Source organism: Streptosporangium sp. NPDC023963 (assembly GCF_040639135.1).
GTDB lineage: Bacteria > Actinomycetota > Actinomycetes > Streptosporangiales > Streptosporangiaceae > Streptosporangium.
The window spans coordinates 1-20,439 of record NZ_JBEZZK010000007.1; the positions used below are offsets into that span (position 1 = coordinate 1).

A 20,439-nucleotide genomic window follows, 5' to 3' on the forward strand; every position below is an offset into this window, starting at 1 on the left:
AGGATTGCGACTGCCCCGTTTCCAGGGCAACCCCTCTAACTTACTCCAACATCCGGTCGTTGTCCAATCGTACGGACACGCCCGATTTGCCGGGAGTTTTGGAAGGGGGTGCAGGACGTTGCCCTGCATGAAGAACTCTAGCAGTCCCTCAGGGCTGTAATGGCCAACTTCCCGGTAAGAACTAGGTCTTCCCTGGGACGCCAGCCCTCAAACACGAGAACCCAGGGTCAAGAGACCCTGGGTTCTCGTCAAAGCGGCTACCGGTCCGGAGCCGTCCTCTACCCGGTGCTCAGACCGGTCCCTGCCTGTGAGGGCAAAGTCCCCGCCCGTCTCACGACCGTCAGGGCAAGGCCCTGTCGTGGGCTCGCACCACCGGAAGTCAGCCGGCCGGCAGCGACGCCAGCTGGGCGAGCAACCGCTCGATGTCCTGGTCAGCCTGTGCCGCCCGGGAGCGCACCTTGGCCACCACATCGTCGGGCGCCTTGGCCATGAACTGCTCGTTGCCGAGCTTGGCCGCGACCTGGGCCGCCTCCTTGCGCGCCACCGCGAGATCCTTCTCCAGGCGTTTGCGCTCGGCGGCCACGTCGATCGTCCCGGCCGTGTCGATCTCCACGGCGATGCCGCCCACGTCAAGGCTGGCGGTCGCGGCGAACGACTCGGACGGCTGGTCGAGCCGGAGCAACGACCGGATCGCCCCTTCGTGGGAGGCGAGTGCCGTACCGGCGAGTGAAAGCCGTGCGGCGACCCGCTGGCCCGGCTTGAGGCCCTGGTCGGAACGGAACCTGCGCACCTCGGTGATCAGCCCCTGCATGGCGAGGATCTCCTCCTCCGCCGAGGGATCACGCAGCGACTCATCGACCGTCGGCCAGGGGGCGACCACGATCGACTCGCGCCCGGTGACCGCACGCCACAGTTCCTCGGTGACGAAAGGCACCAGAGGGTGGAGCAGGCGAAGCAGCGAGTCGAAGACGTGTCCCAGCACGAGCCGGGTGTGCTCCTGCCCGGAAGCGATCTGGATCTTGGCGAGTTCCACGTACCAGTCGCAGACCTCGTCCCAGGCGAAGTGGTAGAGCAGGTCCGAGATCTTGGCGAACTCGAAGCTTTCGAACGCGGTGTCCACCGACGCGACGATCTCCTGGAGCCGGGAGAGGATCCAGCGGTCCGCGGCGGTCAGCTCCTCGGTGGGGAGCTCGCCTGTCACGGCGCCGTTCATCAGCGCGAAGCGGGTGGCGTTCCAGATCTTGTTGCAGAAGTTGCGTGAGCCTCCGGCCCATTCCTCACTGATCGCCACATCGGAGCCGGGGTTGGCGCCGCGCAGCAGCGTGAAGCGGGTGGCGTCGGCACCGAAGCGCTCGATCCAGTCGAGCGGGTCGACGACGTTGCCGAACGACTTCGACATCTTCTTGCCGTACTGGTCGCGGACCATGCCGTGCAGCGCCACGGTCTTGAACGGCGGTTCCCCGTCCATGGCGTAGATGCCGAACATCATCATCCGGGCCACCCAGAAGAACAGGATGTCGTAGCCGGTCACCAGGACGGAGGTCGGGTAGAACCTGGCCAGCTCCGGCGTCTTGTCCGGCCAGCCGAGGGTGGAGAACGGCCAGAGCCCGGAGGAGAACCAGGTGTCGAGGACGTCGGGGTCCTGGACGTAGCCCTCGGGCGCCTGCTCGTCGGGGCCGACGCAGACGGCCTCTCCGTCCGGGCCGTACCAGACCGGGATGCGGTGTCCCCACCACAGCTGCCGGGAGATGCACCAGTCGTGCATGTCGTCGACCCAGTCGAAGTAGCGCTTGGCCAGCTCCGGCGGGTGGATCTTCGTCCGGCCGTCGCGGACCGCGTCGCCCGCCGCCTTCGCCAGGGGGGAGACGTTGACGAACCACTGGAGCGAGAGCCGGGGCTCGACCACGGTCTTGCAGCGTGAGCAGTGCCCGACCGAGTGGAGGTAGGGACGCTTCTCCGCGACGATCCGGCCCTCCGCGCGGAGCGCGGCCACCACCGCGGGCCTGGCCTCGAAGCGGTCGAGACCCTGGAACGGGCCGTGCGCGGTGACCACTCCCCGCTCATCCATGATCGTCATGGACGGCAACGAGTGGCGTCGCCCGATCTCGAAGTCGTTCGGATCGTGCGCCGGGGTGACCTTGACCGCCCCGGTGCCGAAGGAGGGGTCGACGTGCTCGTCGGCGACGATCGGGATGCGACGCCCGGTGAGCGGCAACTCCACCTCGCGGCCGATCAGGTGCGCGTAGCGCTCGTCGGAGGGGTGCACGGCCACGGCGGTGTCGCCGAGCATCGTCTCGGCCCGGGTGGTCGCGACCACGATGGAGTCGTCGCCGTCGCCGTAGCGGATCGAGACGAGCTCACCCTCGTCCTCGCTGTGCTCGACCTCGATGTCCGACAGCGCGGTCAGGCAGCGCGGGCACCAGTTGATGATGCGCTCGGCGCGGTAGATGAGCCCGTCGTCGAAGAGCTTCTTGAAGATCGTTTGGACGGCCCGGGAGAGGCCCGGGTCCATGGTGAAGCGCTCCCGCGACCAGTCGACACCGTCGCCGAGCTTCTTCATCTGGCCGAGGATCCGGCCCCCGGACTCCTCCTTCCACTGCCAGACGCGCTCGACGAACGCCTCGCGGCCGAGGTCGTGCCGGGACAGGCCGTCCTTGGCGATCTCCCGCTCGACGACGTTCTGGGTGGCGATGCCGGCGTGGTCCATGCCGGGCAGCCAGAGCGTCTCCTGGCCTCGCATGCGGGCGCGGCGGGTCAGCGCGTCCTGGATGGAGTGGTCGAGGGCGTGGCCGATGTGCAGGACACCGGTCACGTTCGGCGGAGGCAGGACGATGCTGTACGGCTCGCGCTCGCTGCTCGGGTCGGCGGTGAAGTGTCCCTCCGATACCCAGCGCTCGTAGCTCCGGGTCTCCACGTCGGCGGGTGCGTACTGGGTGGGCAGCTCTGGCGTCGTCACGATGCCCAAGTCTAGGGATGTCCGCGTGCTCCCCGTCCCACGGACCGCCATACGGGCCGCTTCTCCCCGTGTTCTCCCCGTGTTCTCCCCGTGGCTTCCGCCGGTCGGCGAGATGATCCCCCGTCAACGAACACCCGCGGACGCCGGACGAAGGGCGACGAGGGCACCGGCCGGCCGCGAGTATGCCACTGGCAGGAACCGGACAGCCGAAAACGGCGGCGCCCCCCGCGGGAGAACCCGCGGGGGGCGCCGATCGTGCGAACCAGGAAGGGTTCGCGCGGGCTTTCTAGGCCGACTTCTCGCGCGGCGGCCGCTGCTGCTTGTTGAGCTGGTCGCGCGGGACGAGCGTGGGGTTGACGTGCTCCAGAACCGACTCGCGGGTGATGACCACACGTGCCACGTCCTGCCGCGACGGCACCTCGTACATCACCGAGAGGAGGACCTCCTCCAGGATCGCCCGCAGGCCGCGGGCGCCGGTGCCGCGCAGGATCGCCTGGTCGGCGATGGCCTCCAGCGCGTCGTCGGTGAACTCGAGTTCGACGTTGTCCAGCTCGAACAGACGGCGGTACTGCTTGACGAGGGCGTTGCGCGGCTCGGTGAGGATCTGGATGAGCGCCTCACGGTCGAGGTTGTGCACGCTCGTGATGACCGGGAGCCGGCCGACGAACTCGGGGATCATGCCGAACTTCAGCAGGTCCTCGGGCATGACGTTCTCGAAGATGTCGGCGCCGTCGATGTCTTCCTTGGAGCGGATGATCGCGTTGAAACCGATCCCCTTGCGGCCGACCCGGGACTCGATGATCTTCTCGAGACCGGCGAAGGCCCCACCACAGATGAACAGCACGTTGGTGGTGTCGATCTGGATGAACTCCTGGTGCGGGTGCTTGCGGCCGCCCTGCGGCGGCACGCTCGCGGTCGTGCCCTCCAGGATCTTCAGCAGGGCCTGCTGCACGCCCTCGCCGGAGACGTCCCTGGTGATCGACGGGTTCTCGCTCTTACGGGCGATCTTGTCGACCTCGTCGATGTAGATGATGCCGGTCTCGGCCTTCTTGACGTCGTAGTCGGCGGCCTGGATCAGCTTGAGCAGTATGTTCTCGACGTCCTCGCCCACGTAGCCCGCCTCCGTCAGGGCGGTGGCGTCGGCGATGGCGAACGGAACGTTCAGCATCTTCGCCAACGTCTGGGCGAGCAGTGTCTTGCCGGAACCGGTGGGGCCCAGGAGCAGGATGTTGGACTTGGACAGCTCGATGCCGTCGTCACGTCCGCGCTCGCCGGACTGCACCCGCTTGTAGTGGTTGTAGACCGCCACGGAGAGAGCCTTCTTCGCCTGGTCCTGACCGATGACGTAGGCGTCGAGGAATTCGTAGATCTCCCTCGGCTTGGGAAGGCTGTCCCATTTGAGCTCAGAGGACTCGCTGAGCTCCTCCTCGATGATCTCGTTGCAGAGGTCGATGCACTCGTCGCAGATGTATACGCCGGGTCCGGCGATGAGCTTCTTGACTTGCTTCTGGCTCTTTCCACAGAAAGAGCACTTCAGCAGGTCTCCCCCGTCGCCGATGCGTGCCACCCCAGATACTCCTTTGCGTGGGACCGCCCTGGCTGCCGCGGTCCGTTTCTTCCGACCGGCCCGATACCCGATCGAAAAGTCATCCCGCTTAGGTTTCGACGTTACCGTCTTCTGAGCCCTCAGTGAGCCCCCTAGCGGCGAGTCGCACCGGAACGTGCCTGATTCGGCACGGTTCCGGTGCGATATGCCTCGTTAGGAGGCTACGGCCTTCGCGAGTTTCTTGCGGGACGGAATGATGTCGTCGATCAGTCCGTACTCCTTGGCCTCGACGGCGTCAAGGATCTTGTCCCGCTCGATGTCCTTGCGGACCGCCTCCGGCGCCCTGCCCGAGTGCTGAGCGATGATCGTCTCCATCTGCGCGCGCATCCTGAGGATCTCGCGCGCCTGGATCTCGATGTCGCTTCCCTGGCCGCCGCCCTCGGTGGACGGCTGGTGGATCAGCATGCGGGCGTTCGGCAGAGCGAAGCGCTTGCCGGGCGTGCCGCCGGCCAGCAGGACCGCCGCCGCCGAGGCCGCCTGGCCCAGGCAGACCGTCTGGATCTCCGGCCGGACGAACTGCATCGTGTCGTAGATCGCCGTCATGGCGGTGAAAGAACCGCCCGGCGAGTTGATGTAGATGCTGATGTCGCGGTCGGGGTCGAGCGACTCCAGAGTCAGCAACTGCGCCATGACGTCGTTGGCTGACGCGTCGTCCACCTGCACGCCGAGGAAGATGATGCGGTCCTCGAAGAGCTTGGCGTACGGGTTCATCTCCCGCATGCCGTAGGACGTGCGCTCGGTGAAGGACGGAAGAACGTAGCGGCCGTTGATGTCTCCCGGCCGGATCAACTCACTCACCTTGTGCCCCTTCAGGAGACGGCGCCCGTGGAGGGCACCTGTCGAGCGCTGCGCACGACCTGGTCGATGAAGCCGTAGTTCTTGGCCTCCTCGGCCGTGAACCAGCGGTCCCGGTCGGAGTCGGCCTCGATCTGCTCGATGTTCTGACCGGTGTGGAACGCGATGCGCTCGGCGAGGGTCTTCTTGACGTAGAGCATCTGCTCCGCCTGGATGGCGATGTCGGCGGCGGTGCCGCCGATGCCACCGGAAGGCTGGTGCATCATGATGCGGGCGTGCGGCAGGGCGTATCGCTTGCCCCGCTCGCCGGCGCAGAGGAGGAACTGGCCCATGGAAGCGGCCAGACCCATCGCGACGGTGCACACATCGTTAGGGACATATTCCATCATGTCGTAAATCGCCATACCAGCGGTTACGGAACCGCCTGGCGAGTTGATGTAGAGCCAGATATCGCGTTCCGAGTCGTCCGCGGCGAGCAGGAGCAGCTCGGCGCAGATCCGGTTGGCGATCTCGTCGTTGACCTGGGTGCCCAGCACGATGATGCGCTCACGCAGCAGCCGCTGGTAGAGCTGGTCTTCGAGCCTGAACGAGCCGTTCGGCTGGCTCATCGACTCGGGCCCGGAGCCGGTCGGCTGGTAGAAGGTCGGCGGGCTGGTCACAGCGTCACCTTCCGATGCGTCGTAATCGATTGGCTTTGCTTGTGACCTTAACGCGCGCCACCTACCGGACATGCCTCCTCAACGCACTGTTCGCTGACGGCGCATGCTGCCCGCCGCCTTCCCACCACGTCCGCGACCCCCCGCCGCGTACCCCGGTGGAGGCTCCGAGGCCAGAGCCCGTACGGCGTGTCGCGATCGCCGAGGGGCGGAAAAGGAGGGCCGCGGAGGAGAGCGGTGCGGCGGTGCCGCCCCCGGGAGAGAGGCCGACGGCGCTCAGAGGGCTCAGAAGCCCGCGAGGTGCCTCATGGGACGGAAGGCCGGGCAGGGAGGCCGGGGCCCGGAGGCGCCGCTCTGCGGCACGCTCGGCACCCGGAGACCGGGGGCACGCTCACCACGCGGAAGACAAGGACACTCCCGCACACCACCCGTCAGACGAAGACGCCCCCGTCGCGCGGAACGCGGCGGGGGCGTCGGGCGGTGGAGGCGTCGGGCGGGCCCGGTGCCTCCACTCGGCCGGGGACTACTTGGCGGCCTCGACCTCGTCGGCCTGGGCGGCCTCGTCGGTGTCCGAGGCCTCCTCGCCGTTGATCTCGGTGTAGATGGCCTTGAGGTCGACCTCGTTGCCGGCCTCGTCGACCACCTTGGCGGCGTCGCCGATGACGCTCTTGGCCTTGTCACGGACGATCTCGACCATGGCCAGCGTGAGCTGGTCGTTGTCGGCCAGGTGCTGGGCCAGCGTGTTGGGCGCGACGTTCATCTGCATGGCGCGGCGCACCACGAAGTTGGTCAGTTCCTGCTCGCTGACGCCGAGGTCCTCGCTCTTGACGATCTTGTCAAGGACGAAGCCCGTCTTGAGGGCCTTGGCGGCGCTCTCGTCGAACTCCGCGAGGCGCTCCTCCTCGGTGGTCTGGTAGAGGCGGAAGTACGCCTCCTTGCTCAGGCCACTGTCGGCGATCTGGTGCTCGAGGTTGTGCTTGCGGTTGTCGACCTCGGCCTTGAGCGCGCTCTCGGGCAGCGGGATGTCGATCTTGTCGAGCAGGGCGTCGAGGGCGTTCTCGCGAGCCTGGACGACCTGGTCGATCAGCTTGTTGCGGCGGGCCGTCTCGCTGATGCTCGCCTTGAGCTCGTCAAGGGTGTCGAACTCGCTGGCGAGCTGGGCGAACTCGTCGTCCAGCTCGGGGAGGACCTTCTCCTTGACGCTCTTGACGGTGATGGTGACCACGGCCTCCTCGCCGGCGTTCTCGCCGCCGACCAGGTTGGTGGTGAACTCCTTGGTCTCACCGGCGGACAGGCCGACCAGGGCGTCGTCCAGGCCCTGCAGCACCGAGCCGGCGCCGACCTCGTAGGAGACGTCGTTGGCCTGCTGCTCCTCGATGTTGACGCCGTCGATCGCGGCGGCCAGGTCCATGACGACGAAGTCGCCGGAGGCCGCGGGGCGCTCGACGCCGGTCAGGGTGGCGAAGCGCTGGCGCAGGCCGTCCAGCTGGTCGTCGATGTCCTTGTCGGAGACCTCGGAGACCGGGACGGTCACCTCGATGCCCTGGTAGTCGGGGACGTCGAAGCCGGGGCGGACGTCCACCTCGGCGGTGAACTCGACCTGCTGGCCGTCCTCGATCTTGGTGACCTCGATCTCCGGCTGGCTGACCGGGAAGATCTCGCTCTCGTCGACGGCCCGGCCGTACAGCTTGGGCACCGCGTCGTTGAGGGTCTCCTCCAGCACCACGGCGCGGCCGAACCGCTGCTCGATGATGCGGGCCGGAACCTTGCCGGGGCGGAACCCGGGGACGCGCACCTGCTGCGCGACCTTCTTGTACGCCGCCTGCAGGCTCTCGCCGAGCTCCTCGAACGGCACCTCGACGGTAAGCCTCACCCGGGTCGGGCTGAGCTCCTCCACAGCGGTCTTCACGGGGTCGTCTCCTTGATCAAGCTTTGAGTGATCGCGGGCGCGTCAAGTCGTAACGGCTACCGCGGCAAGCTCGCGCGCCGCGCCCACATGAGCGGCACCTGGCACAGCCGTCGAGACACGCGAGATCAGGGCATGCTCCACAGCGGCGGGTGTTCAGCGCCGCTGGCCAGTCTAGGGCAGAGCGACACCATCGAGCGACCAATGGCCGCTCAGTCCTCCTTGATGATCCGCCTCAGGATGTCATTCGTCTCCCCTGGCGTGGTGCTGACCGCGCACAACCGCTCCATGACCTCGCTGTAGCGGTCGACGTCCTCGCGCTTGTCCAGGTAGAGGGCGCTGGCCAGTTGCTCGACGTAGACGACGTCGGGGAGCTCGTGGTCGTTGAAGCGGAGCACGCTGAAGGCCCCGCCCTCCGCGCTGTGGCCGCCGAAGCTGAAGGGCATGACCTGGATGGTGATGTTCGGCTGCCGCATGAGGTCGAGCAGGTGCTCCAGCTGGGCTCGCATGACGTCCGCGCCGCCGATGGGACGCCGTAGCGCGGCCTCGTCGATGACGGCCCAGAAGAACGGGCCGTCGGGCCGCCCGAGCACCTGCTGGCGCTGCATCCGCAGGTCGACGCGGCGGGCGATCTCCTCGGGCGCGAGGCCGGCGCTCCCCGCGGTGATGACCGCCCTGGCGTACTCCTTCGTCTGCAGGAGGCCGGGCACGAACTGCACCTCGTAGGTGCGGATCCGGGAGGCCGCCTCCTCGAGGCCGACGTACGTCTGGAACCACGAGGGCAGCAGGTCGTTGAAGCGGTGCCACCAGCCGGGCTCGTTGGCCCGCAGCAGCAGGTCCATGACCGCAGACCGGGCCTGCTCGTCCTCCACCCCGTAGAAGGTGAGCAGATCCGCCACGTCGCGTTCCCTCAGGCCTACCCGGCCGAGCTCCATCCTGCTGATCTTGGATTCGGATCCGCGGATCAGATGGCCCGCCTCCTCGCGCGAGAGCCCCTTGGCCTCGCGCAGGCGACGCAGTTGGGAGCCTAAGAGGATACGCAGAGCTGTGGGACCCGATCCCGGTTGAACCTGCGTCACTTCGCCTCCCTCTGTACTTGGGCCAGCGCACACAGTGTCACTACTTCCGGCCGCTATGACAAGGTCTCAACTCCCTGCCCGATTCGCCAAGTCGCCGCCTTAACCGCCCATGCGGCTGCACACTGCAACTGCACGTGCATTTGGGTCTTGCAGCAGACGTTCCGGTGACCCATGATGGCTTAGTGCATATTGGGCTTATGGTGCACAAGCTCTGAAAACTCTCAAGTGGTACGGAGACTCACGATGACAGCGGGAGGTACCGGCAGGATGGTGGAGGAGCCAAAATCGGCTGCCGACTACCTGCAGGCGACCCGCCAGGTGGGCTTTGACGAGCTACTGGGGGCCAACCACTCCGGCGCGACCGCGTGTCCCCTGCCCAGCCAGGCCGACTCGGTGAAGACCGCCCGGGACGTGACACGCTCGACGCTCCACGACTGGGGACTGGCGGAGCTCAGCGATGACGCAGCGCTAGTGGTTTCGGAACTCGTCACCAACGCGGTCCGTTACGCGCTGTGTCCGCCCACCCAGACGGAGATCACTCCGATCACGCTCGTCCTGGTGCACCTCTCCCCCCATGTGCTCCTGGCCGTGACGGACCCGAGCGACGAGGTCCCGACCCCCAAGGAGCCCGACTTCATCTCGGAGAACGGCCGGGGCCTCTACATCGTGGAGACCTACAGCCAGGGGTGGGGCTGGGACCACCTCAACTGCGGCGGCAAGGCCGTCTGGGCCTTCTTCAGCCCCCGTCCCTGACCTTCCCCGGCTCTCACCGCCCGGTCCCTGATCTTCCTCGGCCTCCGCCGCCCGCGTTCCCGGCACGGCGGGACCGGTCGCGTACGGCAAGGATCGGCCGCGTACGGCACCTCTCGGCTTACCTCTCGGATTCCACCCAGCGCGTCGGCCCGCGCGGCGTCGCCCGCGCGTCCCGGGCGGCGAAGAGCTCTTGACCCCGTATACGAGGAACCGGGCATCGGTCGGAACCGATGCCCGGCATACGTCGGGGTGACAGGATTTGAACCTGCGGCCCCCTGCTCCCAAAGCAGGTGCGCTACCAAACTGCGCCACACCCCGGTACGTCGAGTGCGCGCATGCTCCGGAACTCCGGTACGCTTACGCCCTGACGAACGGATGAAGTCTAGACCAGACTGACGCCGGCTCGCGCGGACGTAGCTCAATGGTAGAGCCCCAGTCTTCCAAACTGGCTACGCGGGTTCGATTCCCGTCGTCCGCTCAGATGGTGAAAGGCCAGGTCAGCCCATATGCGGCGACCTGGCCTTTCATCTTTTGGCCAAAACTTCAGGAACTTCCGTGTTCATTGCCGGCCCGATGGTTTTCTGACCCGTTTTCCCGGACTTTCTTGAATGCCTTCCCGAGCGCCCGCGCGATGACCTGGTCACGTTCCTGCCCGCGTGCCGGCAGGTGGGCGCCGCCCGAGCGGAGAAGGGCCCGAAACGGGACATCGGCTCCCCGGGACCCGTCCCGCCCTCCGATGCCAAGGTGTTACCGACCTGCCGGAGATCAACGGGGCGCGGGACGGATGACGTCTCCGGCGCAGGAGTGCCTCCGCGCGGGGTTCCCGGCTCGTTTTGCGGCCTGCGCGGCTGTCTCCGGGGGCCTTGCCGGACCAGGCGCCGTCAGCCCGCGGCGATCACCTCGATCTCGACGAGCCAGTCGCTGACGAGCGTCTCGGCGACGATCGCCGTGGTAGGGACGGCGCGGCCACCCAGGGCCGCCACCCGGGCCTTCGCGTTCTCCTCGGCGTAGGACGCGTCCCGCAGGTAGGTGGTGAGCCGCACGATGTTGTCGACGGTCATACCGGCGGAGGCGAGAACGGCCCGAAGGTTCGACCAGATGAGTTCGAGCTGCTCCGCGAGCGTCGCTCCGGGGACTCCCGCGGGATCGAGCCCCATCGTCCCGGCGACGAACAGCAGGCGCTCGGCGCCACGCACCTCGATCGCGTGCACGTAGTCGCCGGTTGCGGCGTAGACGCCCTCGGTCGGGTTGTGTGTCACGGTCTCCATGAAAGTTCCTTCTCGATCGCGCCGGACGGCGGGACGCCCCCGGTGGGATCGGGTGTCGCTGAAGATCGCTACCGAGGCTGTGACGACGAGTCTGACGAACGAACAGGACCGTGTCGACGCGCCCGATGGGTCGTCCCGGCTCCGTACCGGCTTCCGCGGCCGCCCGTCCGCCCGCGCCGGCGCGATGTTCGATCTCGCTCCCCTGTCCCGGATCCGGGGGGATTCCGGATGTCCCGGCGCTCCACCCCCGGTCAGGTGGGGATCCGCCCGATGCGCCGGCAGGGTGGATCGGGCGCCGGAGCCGTCATGGGCGGCGGGAAACCGTGGTGTGATGGCGTCGTGAGCCGCGCCGTCGAAGAGACCAACCGCCGCATGCTACGGGCACGGGACGCGATGGACCGCGCCTACGCGCAGCCGCTGGACGTTCCGGCCCTGGCCCGGATCGCCCATGTGTCTGAGGCTCACTTCACGCGTACCTTCCGGGCCACGTTCGGCGAGACGCCGCACCGCTACCTGCAGCGCCGCCGGGTCGAGCGTGCGATGTCCCTGCTGCGGGACACCGACCGCAGCGTGACGGACATCTGCTTCCAGGTCGGCTTCGGCAGCCCGGGGACCTTCAGCCGCACGTTCCGCGACATCGTCGGCCGGTCGCCGAGGACGTACCGCAAGGAGGCGACGGCCGTGGGCGTACCGACGTGTTTCACGATGGCCTGGACGCGGCCGAACGGCTGACCGCCCGCCCTGCCCGCGCCCTCCGCCAACTCAGCAGTTTTGGATAAGTTTCCCTCCGGCCCGCCCAGTAGCGTGATTCGCATGTTCAACGCCATCACGCACTCGCAGATATACGTCCTCGACCAGGACGAGGCCCTCGACTTCTATGTGGGCAAGCTTGGCCTGGAGGTCAACGCCGACGTCGACATGGGCTTCATGCGCTGGCTGACCGTCAGCGTCCCCGGCCACCCGGAGCGCCAGATCCTGCTGGAGAAGCCGGGGGGGCCGATGATGTCCGCGGAGACGGCGCAGCAGGTTCGCGAGCTGGTGACCAAGGGCGCGACGGGCGGCCAGCTCATCTTCAGCACCGACGACTGCCACAAGACGTACGAGACGCTGCGGGGCCGGGGCGTCGAGTTCACCGAGGAGCCCACCGAGCGCCCGTACGGAATCGACTGCGGCCTCCGCGACCCCTTCGGCAACCGCCTCCGCTTCACCCAGCTGAAGGCCTAGCCCCGTGACCGGCGGGGTCCGCCGGTCCGGCCGTCAGCGCGACCGGCGCCGGCGTGACCGGCCGGACCTGGCCGGTGGTGGCGTCCTGGTGGCGTCCTGCCCACGGGCGCGGGGCGGCCGCGGCCCGGCCACGGTGTGGACGGGGGCGGGCCGGGCCGGGCGAAGGCCGTCCCGGCTCACGAGAAGACCCTGTGCCGCAGGGCCGGGAGGCGCTGGGCGGTGCGCAGGAAGGTCCTGAAGCCGGCCCGGGCCACCGGGTTCTCGTCCACGAACTGCCGGGCCGCCCTGAGGGAGTCGCGCACGGCCGCGAAACCGTACTCGCGCATCTCCGCCTCGTAGGCGGCGATGGCCGCGACGGGGTCGCCTCCGCCGCCGAGGGCGCCGGTGAGAGCCCGGCAGAGTGACCGGGCGTCGCGCAGGGCGACGTTGGCGCCGATGCCCCGCATCGGGGTCATGCTGTGGATCGCGTCGCCGAGCAGGGTGATGTTCGTGGCGGGCCAGGGGCCGATCGGCACCGAGGTGCGGATCGGCAGCAGCGAGACGGTGGCGGGGTCGGAGGTGGTGACCAGCGTGCGCAGGTCCGGGTGCCAGCCGGTGATCATCCGGGCCACGGTGTCCCTGAGCCGCTCACCGTCCATCGCGGCGAGGTCGCCGGGAAAGCGGCCGGTCGCGGCGCCGAAGGCCCACATGACGTAGCCGGCGGTGTTGTCGAACAGGGCGCCCTCCCGTTCGGTCCTGCCGATCCCCGACGGCAGGACCGTGCTTCCTGCGTTCCCTGTGTTCCCTGTGTTCCCTGTGTTCCCTGTGTTCCCTGCGTTTCCGGCGTTTCCGGCGCCTCCGAGGTCGTGCGGCGCGGTGAACATGCCGAGACCCCTCGGTGGGATGATCATGTTGACGGCCTCGTACAGGGCGGGATCGACCAGGGCCCGGGTGGCGGCGGTGAGCGGGAACTTGCCCGCGACCGTGACGATGCCGGTGTCGACGCGCCGCGCGTGCGGCAGGTACCGGTGCCTGACGCGGGAGTTGCCGCCGTCGGCGGCGACCACGATGTCGGCGGTCTCGGTGGTGCCGTCGGCGAAGCGCAGGGTGACGGTGCCGCCGGGGGCGGCGGGGGCGCGACTGTAGCTCTCGAAGGTCTTGCCGAACCGGACGACGCCGGAGGGCCCGTCGAGCCCGGACAGCAGGACCTGCCGCAGGGTGATCCGGCTGACCGAGTGGTGGGCGTCCACCGGGTCGGCCACGGGCCGGCTCTCCAGGGTCAGCAGCGGCCTCATCCGGTGGTCGAGGAAGCGGAAGTCCTGGGCGCCACGGCCGGAGGTCGCCAGGAACGCCTCCCACAGCTCGGGCGGCAGGCAGTCGCGCAGGGCCCGGGAGCCGTCGGGGTCGATGTGGACGCGGTAGCCCTGGAGCCGGTCGGAGGGGGTGCGGTCGCGCTCGTAGACCGTCACGTCGACACCCGCGCCGCGCAGCCCTTGCGCCAGGCAGAGGCCGCCGATCCCGCCTCCGACGACGGCAACTCTCGAATTCGTCATGGCACCACTATCATCCAGTTGGATGAAATTATCAACCACACGGTTGATAGATTCATCCCGCTGGTTGGCCGGTGTTACCGTGAGGCATGGACAAAACCCCTCGCCGCGCCCCCGCCGAGCGCAGGCGCGATCCCGAGCGCACCAGGAGGCGCATCGTCGAGGCGGCCAAGGCGGAGTTCTCCGCCAAGGGATTCGCCGGGACGAGGGTGAGCGAGATAGCCGCCAGGGCCGGGGTGAACAAGCAGCTCATCTCCTATTACTTCGGCGGGAAGGAAGGGCTGCTCAAGGCGCTCACGGCGGAGTGGCAGAGCAAGGAGAGCGCCTTCGCCGGGACGTCACCGCCGCCGTCGCTGCCCGAGCTGGTGCGCGGCTACGTCACCGGGACCGTGCGCGAGCGCGACCTCACCAGGATCCTCATCTGGGGCGGGCTGCAGGACGACGGCGAGGAGGACTCCTCGCTGGTCAAGCAGATGCGGAGCGACGTCGAGGACCTGCGCAGGCGGCAGGCGGAGGGAGAGTTCCCCGACGACCTGGACCCCGCCTGCCTGCTCCTGATGCTCTTCGCCGCGGCCGCCGCCGGGGCGATCTTCCCCCAGCTGGTCCGCGCGCTCTGCGGGCAGGATCCGGCGTCCGAGGAGTTCGGGGAGCGGTACGGGGAGCAATTGGCGCGGTTGCTCGGCCATCTCGGCACCGCGAAGTCCTAGTTCGTCTGGAAATATCTACAAATCTCTGTTAAACACGAGGTTCGTATATAGATCATTCTTTACAATCCTCCATACCAGCAGTCAGAGTGCCCCCTGGAGGGAAAGTGGCGGAGTTCGACGGCGTCATCGTGGGCGGGGGCCATAACGGCCTCACGTGTGCCGCCTACCTCGCGAAGGCGGGGTTGTCGGTCGCGGTCGTCGAGCGCAACGATGTCGCGGGCGGCGGTTGCAGCACCCAGGAACTCACGCTGCCCGGGTTCCGGCACAACACCCACAGCAGCTACCACTTCCTGGAGGAGGGCCCGGTCCCCGCCGACCTGGAGCTCCAGCGTTACGGCCTGCGCTACATCTACCCCGAGACCCAGCACGCCACGGTCTTCAGGGACGGCCGGGCGATCACGGTCTACACCGACCCCAAGCGCACCGCCGAGTCCTTCGCCCGGTTCTCCAAGGCCGACGCCGCGCGCTGGTTGGAGCTGTACGAGCGCTACGCCGAGGCCGCCAGGGGCCTGATGAACGGCTTCCTGTACTCCAGGCCGCTGCCGCCGCCGGTGCTCGCCGAGCGCGTCGGGGGCGACCTCGGCCGCGACATGATGAGCTACATGCCGCTGTCGCTGTACGAGGCAGTCGACAGGAACTTCGAGAGCGACCAGGTCAGGGTGCTGTTCAAGTCCTTCCTGCACGCGATCTCCATCGAGAACGTGCCCGGCACCGGCGGTTTCTTCCCCCGGCTGCTGTCGCGCATCGCCAGGCTCGGGGTGCCCGTGGGCGGCGCGGGCAACGTCGCGAGCGCGCTGCGCGCCGTCGTCGAGGAGCACGGCGGCACCGTGGTCACCGGCGCCCACGTCGAGCGGATCCTGGTCGACGACGGGCGGGCCACCGGGGTGCGGCTCGCCACCGGCGACGTGCTCACCGCCCGCCGGTTCGTGGCCAGCGCGGTGGACGCCCCGCAGACCGTGCGGCTGGCGGGCCCGGAGAACTTCGGCGCGGAGATCGCGGCCAAGGTCGAGGGCTACAAATGGGCCGGGCACAGTCTCGTCACCCTCCACCTGGCGCTCGACGAGGCGCCGCGCTACCGGGCCGCCGAGTTCGAGCCCGACGTGGACCGGGCCTTCCTCGTGGTGCTCGGCGCCGACGACAGCGAACAGCTCGGCCGCACCTTCGACCAGATCCACCAGGGACGGCTGCCCGACCGGCTGGCCGGCAACGGCGCGTGCCCCTCGCTGTTCGACCCCTCGTACGCGCCGGACGGCAAACACGTGGCGTTCTGGTGGCCGTGGGCCCCGTACGACCTCGGCGGCGACCCGGCGAGCTGGGACGCGCGGCGCGAGGAGGTCGGGGAGCGGCTGCTCGCCGAGTGGGCCGAGTACGCCCCCAACCTGGCCGGCGGCGCCGTCCTGGGGAAACGGGTCTTCACACCGCTCGACATCGAGCGGCACTGCGTCAACATGGTGCGCGGCAGCCACCACGTGGGGGCCTACGAGCCGTCCCAGCTGGGCGGCAACCGGCCGGTCCCCGAGATGGGCCAGTACCGCACCCCCGTCGACGGCCTCTACCTCTGCGGCGCCAGCAGCCACCCGGGCGGCTCGGTCTCCGCGGCGCCCGGATACAACGGCGCCAACGCCATCGCAGAAGACCTCGAACTGGAAACCTGGTGGACGCCGGTTCCCGCACCCCGGTGGAGCGAGTGAAGTCCCGTTTCGTCACCAAGAATCCAGCGACGCCAGGGTTCAGGATGGGCAGTCCCGCATCCATGCACGAGCAGCTGTCCCTGCTCAACGCCGCCAGCAAACGCATCGGCAGCACGCTGGACATGTTCGAGACCGGCAGGGAGCTGATGGACGTCGCCGTGCCGCGCTTCGCGGACGCGGCGGGCATCCTCGTCCAGGACCGGCTGGTGACCGAGGGGGAGTTCCCCCAGGAGACCACCGACGGCTCGGCGCTGGTGCGGCGGATCGCGGTCGGCGTGGCCGACCCCTCCCCCGACGAGTACGCCAAGGCGTTCCCCGTGGACGAGGTGGCTGTCTACGAGGCCTGGACCCCCTACGCCCGGTGCATGGCCACCGGCAACCCGATCCTCTACCCCCGCCTGGGACGCAGGACCGCCGAGGAGATCGGGCGGTTCTGGAAGCGTGACTCGGTGTCGAAGGTGCTGGAGGACAGCTCGTTCCTGGTGGTCCCGCTCAAGGCGCGCGGCCGGGTGCTGGGCTTCGTCATCTTCACCCGCAGGCCGACCAGCCAGCCCTTCGACGAGCAGGACGTCAACCTGGCCGAGGAGCTGGCGGCCAGGACCGGCGTCTGCCTCGACAACGCGCGGCTCTACAACCGCGAGCGCCGCACCGCGCTCACCCTGCAGAGCAGCCTGCTGCCCGTCGACCTCTCCCAGCCGCTGGGCCTGACGATCGCCTCCCGCTACCTGCCGGCCAGCGACCTGGTCGGGGTGGGCGGCGACTGGTACGACGTGATCCCGCTGCCCGGCTGCCGGGTCGCCCTCGTCGTCGGCGACGTGATGGGGCACGGCATCAGGGCCGCCGCCACCATGGGCCAGCTGCGCACGGCCGCGCGCACGCTGGCCAGCCTGGACCTGAGCCCGGCCGACGTGCTGTTCCGGCTCAACCTGATGAGCCAGGACCTGGACGCCAGCCAGATCGCCACGTGCGTGTACGCCACCTACGATCCGGTCACCCGGCGGTGCGCGATGGCCTGCGCCGGGCACGTGCCGCCGATCCTGGTGCGGCCCGGCGGCGAGACCGAGCTGCTGGAGCTGCCGCCGGGGCTCCCCCTGGGCATCGGCAACGAGCCTGCCGAGATGCGGGAGTTCACACTTCCCGGCGGGACCGTGCTCGCCTTCTACACCGACGGCCTGGTGGAGAGCCGCGACCGGGACATCGAGGAGGGGATCGGCGCGCTGCGCGGCCTGCTCTCCGGCCCCGACCACGATCTGGAGGAGGTCTGCGACCTCACGATCAGGGCCCAGCGGCCCGGGCACGAGCGTGACGACATCGCCCTCCTGCTGGCCAGGGTGTCGGAGCTGACGGAGAACGAGTTCGTCGAGACGTCGCTGCCCTCCGACCGCCGCTCCGCCTCCCAGGCCCGCCGTTTCGTCCGGGACACGCTCGACAAGTGGGAGCTGTCCTCGCTCTGCGACAACACCGAGCTCATGGTCAGCGAGCTGGTCGCCAACGCGGTCGAGCACGGTCAGGGCGAGGTCGAGCTGCGGCTGCTGCGCGGGCCCACGCTGGTCTGCGAGGTGTCCGACAGCTCCGCGTCCGAGCCGGTCATGCGGGAGGCGTCCACCACCAGCGACACCGGCCGCGGCCTGCATCTCATCAACTGGCTCGCCCACCGCTGGGGGTCCCGCCTCACCCCGAAAGGCAAGATCGTCTGGGTCGAGCAGCGGCTGCCCTAGCCCGGCGACCCTGCCGGGCCGTCCGTACGGGCCGCGGTGCCGCCTCCCGCGTCATCGCGGCCGCACGGGGCCTTGCGCCTCACGCGCCCTCGGATCCCGTACGGCCAGGCCCCGTCCCTCGCCCCGTCCCCGCTTCGTCCGGGCCCGTACGCGACGAAGCCCCACGCCGCGCGGGTTCTCGCGGCGTGGGGCAGGCGTGCCGGGGTCCGGCGGAGGTTCAGCGGATCTCGTAGACGGCGGTGGTACCGCTGATCTCGTTGCCGACCACCAGGAGCGGGCGGCGGGTGGGGCTGTCGGAGGCGGGGACGAACAGCACGCCCTCGGGGCCGACGTCCCCGGCGGTGCCCTCCTCGATGGAGCCGCTGAGGTCACGGGTGTTGACGTACCCGGCCAGGCGCGGCGCCCGCGGGTCGCCCAGGTCGTAGGCGACGATCCCGCCGACCCGCTCCAGCCCGGCGAAGGCGTAGGTCCGGCCGCGCACCTCGCCGACCGCGACCCCCTCGGGCTCGGGGCCCTTGTTGTCGCTGCGGCTGTCGAAGGAGTCGTCCTCCTCGTTGTCGGCGTTGAAGGCGTCGGGCAGCTCCTTGGCGACGAGCCGCTCCAGCTGGTCGCCGGAGTCCCAGACGAGCGCTCCCGAGGTGGACCTGATCGAGATCGAGCGGGCGCCGAACGCGTGCAGCTCGGTGTAGGCGCCGCTCGCGTCCCTGGGAGAGTCGGCGGCCACGTTCAGCCGGCCGAGCTCGGTGTCCTTCTTGAGGTTCGCGGCGTCGGGCAGCGCGAGGTCCAGGTCCTTGACCCTGACCTCGTCGGCGTGGCAGTCCCAGTCGCGCCCGTCGCCCTCGTTGGCGGTGACCAGGTAGGTCCGCCCGCGGTCGCGGAAGTGCGCGATCGCGTCGGGCTGGTACATGCCCTTCACCGGCCGGGGCCTGATGTCGATCTTCCCGTCCTTGTCCGAGGCGTCGAAGCCGGTCTTCGACCAGTCCTTCAGCCCCAGCGGGACGACGTCGCGGACCGCCGCCCGGTCCAGGTCGACGATCGCGAGCGCGTTGTTCTCCTGGAGGGTCACGTAGGCGGTGTCGCCCTCGACGGTGACGTACTCCGGCTCCAGGTCCCGGGCGGCGGTGGCCCCGGGTCCGGTGATCCGCACGCCCCCGGCCCGCAGCCGCTCCGCGTCGAACCTCGCGAACCCCGCGGTCCGCACCGTCCAGCGCTTCAGGTCGACGACGCTCACCGAACCCTCGGGGTCGGCCACCTCGCCCTCGCAGTAGGAGGACGGCTCCCCCTCGTTGGCCACGACCACCCGATTGCCGTCCGGGGTGAAGGTCAGCATGTCGGGCAGCGCGCCCACGGTCACCTGCCTGAGCTTGCGCCCGCTCCTGGCGTCGAAGAAGGCGACGGTGCCCGGGTCGGTCTTGACCGCGGCCTGCTGGGCCACGGCGACCAGGCCGCGGCGCACCGCGACGCTGTTGGCGCCGGGGGTGGCCAGGGTGGCGACCTTGCGCGGCTTGCGCGGGTCGCGGATGTCGAGCACGTCGACGGTGCCGGCCTGCGCGTTCACCACGAAGACCCGGCGGGTCGAGGCGTCGTACGCGGTGATCTCCGAGGCGCCGGCGGCGACGGTACCGGTGGTGTAACGACCGAGGAAGGTCAGCTTGACGCCCCCGTGGCCGGACTCGGCGGCGGCCGGGACCGCGGAGACGGGCATGAGGAGCAGGCCGGTGACCGCCGCGGCGGCCGCCCGGGTGAAAGTCGTGGTGCGCATGAGACGAATTTTCACGAAATATCGTGACTTCAACCTGACGCCGAGATGACCGCGGGATGAAGCCCCACGGTCAGGTGTACCCGGACCGATCCCCTAGGCAACCCCGGGCATGCCGGTCATGTCCGTTGACGCGATGACTACTGGCGGTTCAGGGGTTACGGTCGAGATGAGAGCCGGGAGGAAACCCGGGAGGGCATCGGGAGGGGCATGATGACCATCGACATACCCGAGGCTTACCAGCGCGCGCTGGACGACTTCGGCGCTCTCGTCCACCGGGTCGGCCCCGACCAGTGGGAGAACCCGACGCCGTGCGTCGACTGGAGCGTGCACGCCCTGGTCAACCACGTGGTCGGCGAGAACCTGTGGGCCCCCGTGCTGCTCGCCGGGGGGACCTCCGCGGAGGTCGGCGACGCCTTCGAGGGGGACCTGCTCGGCGACGACCCCATCAAGGCGTTCGACACCTCGGCCATGCCCGCCATCCAGGCGGCGACGGACGTCCACGCCCTCGACCGCCTCGTCCACCTGCCGTTCGGCGACGTGCCCGGCCGGGAGTACGTCACCGAGCTGTTCGCCGACGCGCTCATCCACACGTGGGACCTGGCCCGCGCCATCGGCGCCGACGAACGGCTCGATCCCGAGCTGGTCGAGGCCTGCGCCGCCTGGTTCAGCCACGCGGAGCCCGGCTACCGGCAGGCCGCGCCCCCCAGAGGGCACCGGGAGACGCCCTCCGGCGCCGACGCGCAGACCCGGCTGCTGGCCTCCTGGGGCCGTCGCGCCTGACCGTCCGCT

General features: G+C 69.3%; 16 protein-coding genes and 2 tRNA genes. 8 read left to right on the top strand and 10 right to left on the bottom strand.

The features are described 5' to 3' along the window. Nucleotides 1-379 precede the first annotated feature (379 nt). The 6 genes from AB0F88_RS21835 to AB0F88_RS21860 form a co-directional block, all read right to left on the bottom strand. Nucleotides 380-2,965: a valine--tRNA ligase gene (locus tag AB0F88_RS21835; protein ID WP_362686766.1), complete on the bottom strand. Its 2,586-nt coding sequence runs from the start codon at nt 2,963-2,965 to the stop codon at nt 380-382. A 277-nt stretch (nt 2,966-3,242) separates the two neighbouring features. Continuing rightward, nucleotides 3,243-4,523 (bottom strand): ATP-dependent Clp protease ATP-binding subunit ClpX, encoded by a 1,281-nt coding sequence (clpX, locus tag AB0F88_RS21840; RefSeq protein WP_329084422.1) that lies wholly within the window; start codon nt 4,521-4,523, stop codon nt 3,243-3,245. 192 nt (nt 4,524-4,715) lie between these two features. Then, a complete protein-coding gene (locus AB0F88_RS21845; protein ID WP_326642780.1) occupies nt 4,716-5,360 on the bottom strand; it encodes an ATP-dependent Clp protease proteolytic subunit in 645 nt (214 codons plus the stop codon). Between the two features lie 11 nt (nt 5,361-5,371). Beyond that, nucleotides 5,372-5,965 carry an ATP-dependent Clp protease proteolytic subunit gene (locus AB0F88_RS21850; protein ID WP_344749077.1) on the bottom strand — a complete coding sequence of 198 codons (594 nt, stop codon included), beginning with the start codon at nt 5,963-5,965 and terminating at the stop codon, nt 5,372-5,374. 571 nt (nt 5,966-6,536) lie between these two features. Further along, nucleotides 6,537-7,922, bottom strand: coding sequence for a trigger factor (tig, locus tag AB0F88_RS21855; RefSeq protein ID WP_362686771.1), 1,386 nt, complete (start codon nt 7,920-7,922; stop codon nt 6,537-6,539). Between the two features lie 209 nt (nt 7,923-8,131). After that, complete coding sequence (locus tag AB0F88_RS21860) at nt 8,132-8,998, bottom strand: helix-turn-helix transcriptional regulator (protein ID WP_362686774.1); 867 nt, start codon at nt 8,996-8,998, stop codon at nt 8,132-8,134. 243 nt (nt 8,999-9,241) lie between these two features. Here AB0F88_RS21860 and AB0F88_RS21865 point away from each other — a divergent pair, with 243 nt between their 5' ends. Further along, nucleotides 9,242-9,751, top strand: coding sequence for an ATP-binding protein (locus tag AB0F88_RS21865; protein WP_362686777.1), 510 nt, complete (start codon nt 9,242-9,244; stop codon nt 9,749-9,751). 244 nt (nt 9,752-9,995) lie between these two features. On the opposite strand, the gene AB0F88_RS21870 is transcribed toward AB0F88_RS21865, so the two are convergent. Then, a tRNA-Pro gene (locus AB0F88_RS21870) sits at nt 9,996-10,069 on the bottom strand. Between the two features lie 89 nt (nt 10,070-10,158). Here AB0F88_RS21870 and AB0F88_RS21875 point away from each other — a divergent pair. Then, nucleotides 10,159-10,229: transfer RNA gene (locus AB0F88_RS21875), tRNA-Gly, on the top strand. 403 nt (nt 10,230-10,632) lie between these two features. Here AB0F88_RS21875 and AB0F88_RS21880 read toward each other — a convergent pair. Beyond that, nucleotides 10,633-11,019, bottom strand: a complete 387-nt coding sequence (locus AB0F88_RS21880; RefSeq protein ID WP_362686780.1) for a RidA family protein — start codon at nt 11,017-11,019, stop codon at nt 10,633-10,635. 339 nt (nt 11,020-11,358) lie between these two features. Here AB0F88_RS21880 and AB0F88_RS21885 point away from each other — a divergent pair, with 339 nt between their 5' ends. Continuing rightward, nucleotides 11,359-11,751, top strand: a complete 393-nt coding sequence (locus AB0F88_RS21885; protein WP_362686783.1) for an AraC family transcriptional regulator — start codon at nt 11,359-11,361, stop codon at nt 11,749-11,751. An 81-nt stretch (nt 11,752-11,832) separates the two neighbouring features. Next, the gene (locus AB0F88_RS21890) at nt 11,833-12,243 is read left to right on the top strand and encodes a VOC family protein (protein WP_362686786.1); all 411 of its coding nucleotides are present in this window, start codon (nt 11,833-11,835) and stop codon (nt 12,241-12,243) included. 176 nt (nt 12,244-12,419) lie between these two features. Here AB0F88_RS21890 and AB0F88_RS21895 read toward each other — a convergent pair whose 3' ends face one another. Beyond that, nucleotides 12,420-13,775 (bottom strand): NAD(P)/FAD-dependent oxidoreductase, encoded by a 1,356-nt coding sequence (locus AB0F88_RS21895; RefSeq protein ID WP_362686789.1) that lies wholly within the window; start codon nt 13,773-13,775, stop codon nt 12,420-12,422. A gap of 86 nt (nt 13,776-13,861) precedes the next feature. Here AB0F88_RS21895 and AB0F88_RS21900 point away from each other — a divergent pair, with 86 nt between their 5' ends. The 3 genes from AB0F88_RS21900 to AB0F88_RS21910 all read left to right on the top strand — a co-directional run bounded on the left by AB0F88_RS21900 (nt 13,862) and on the right by AB0F88_RS21910 (nt 17,888). After that, on the top strand, nt 13,862-14,479 hold the full coding sequence (locus AB0F88_RS21900) for a TetR family transcriptional regulator (protein ID WP_362686792.1): 618 nt from the start codon (nt 13,862-13,864) through the stop codon (nt 14,477-14,479). 104 nt (nt 14,480-14,583) lie between these two features. Further along, on the top strand, nt 14,584-16,170 hold the full coding sequence (locus tag AB0F88_RS21905; RefSeq protein WP_362686795.1) for an NAD(P)/FAD-dependent oxidoreductase: 1,587 nt from the start codon (nt 14,584-14,586) through the stop codon (nt 16,168-16,170). Between the two features lie 44 nt (nt 16,171-16,214). After that, on the top strand, nt 16,215-17,888 hold the full coding sequence (locus AB0F88_RS21910) for a SpoIIE family protein phosphatase (RefSeq protein ID WP_362686798.1): 1,674 nt from the start codon (nt 16,215-16,217) through the stop codon (nt 17,886-17,888). 217 nt (nt 17,889-18,105) lie between these two features. Here AB0F88_RS21910 and AB0F88_RS21915 read toward each other — a convergent pair whose 3' ends face one another. Next, nucleotides 18,106-19,650, bottom strand: a complete 1,545-nt coding sequence (locus tag AB0F88_RS21915; RefSeq protein WP_362686801.1) for a choice-of-anchor I family protein — start codon at nt 19,648-19,650, stop codon at nt 18,106-18,108. A 210-nt stretch (nt 19,651-19,860) separates the two neighbouring features. On the opposite strand from AB0F88_RS21915, the gene AB0F88_RS21920 reads away from it, so the two are divergent. Continuing rightward, nucleotides 19,861-20,430, top strand: a complete 570-nt coding sequence (locus AB0F88_RS21920; protein ID WP_362686804.1) for a TIGR03086 family metal-binding protein — start codon at nt 19,861-19,863, stop codon at nt 20,428-20,430. Nucleotides 20,431-20,439: the final 9 nt, after the last annotated feature.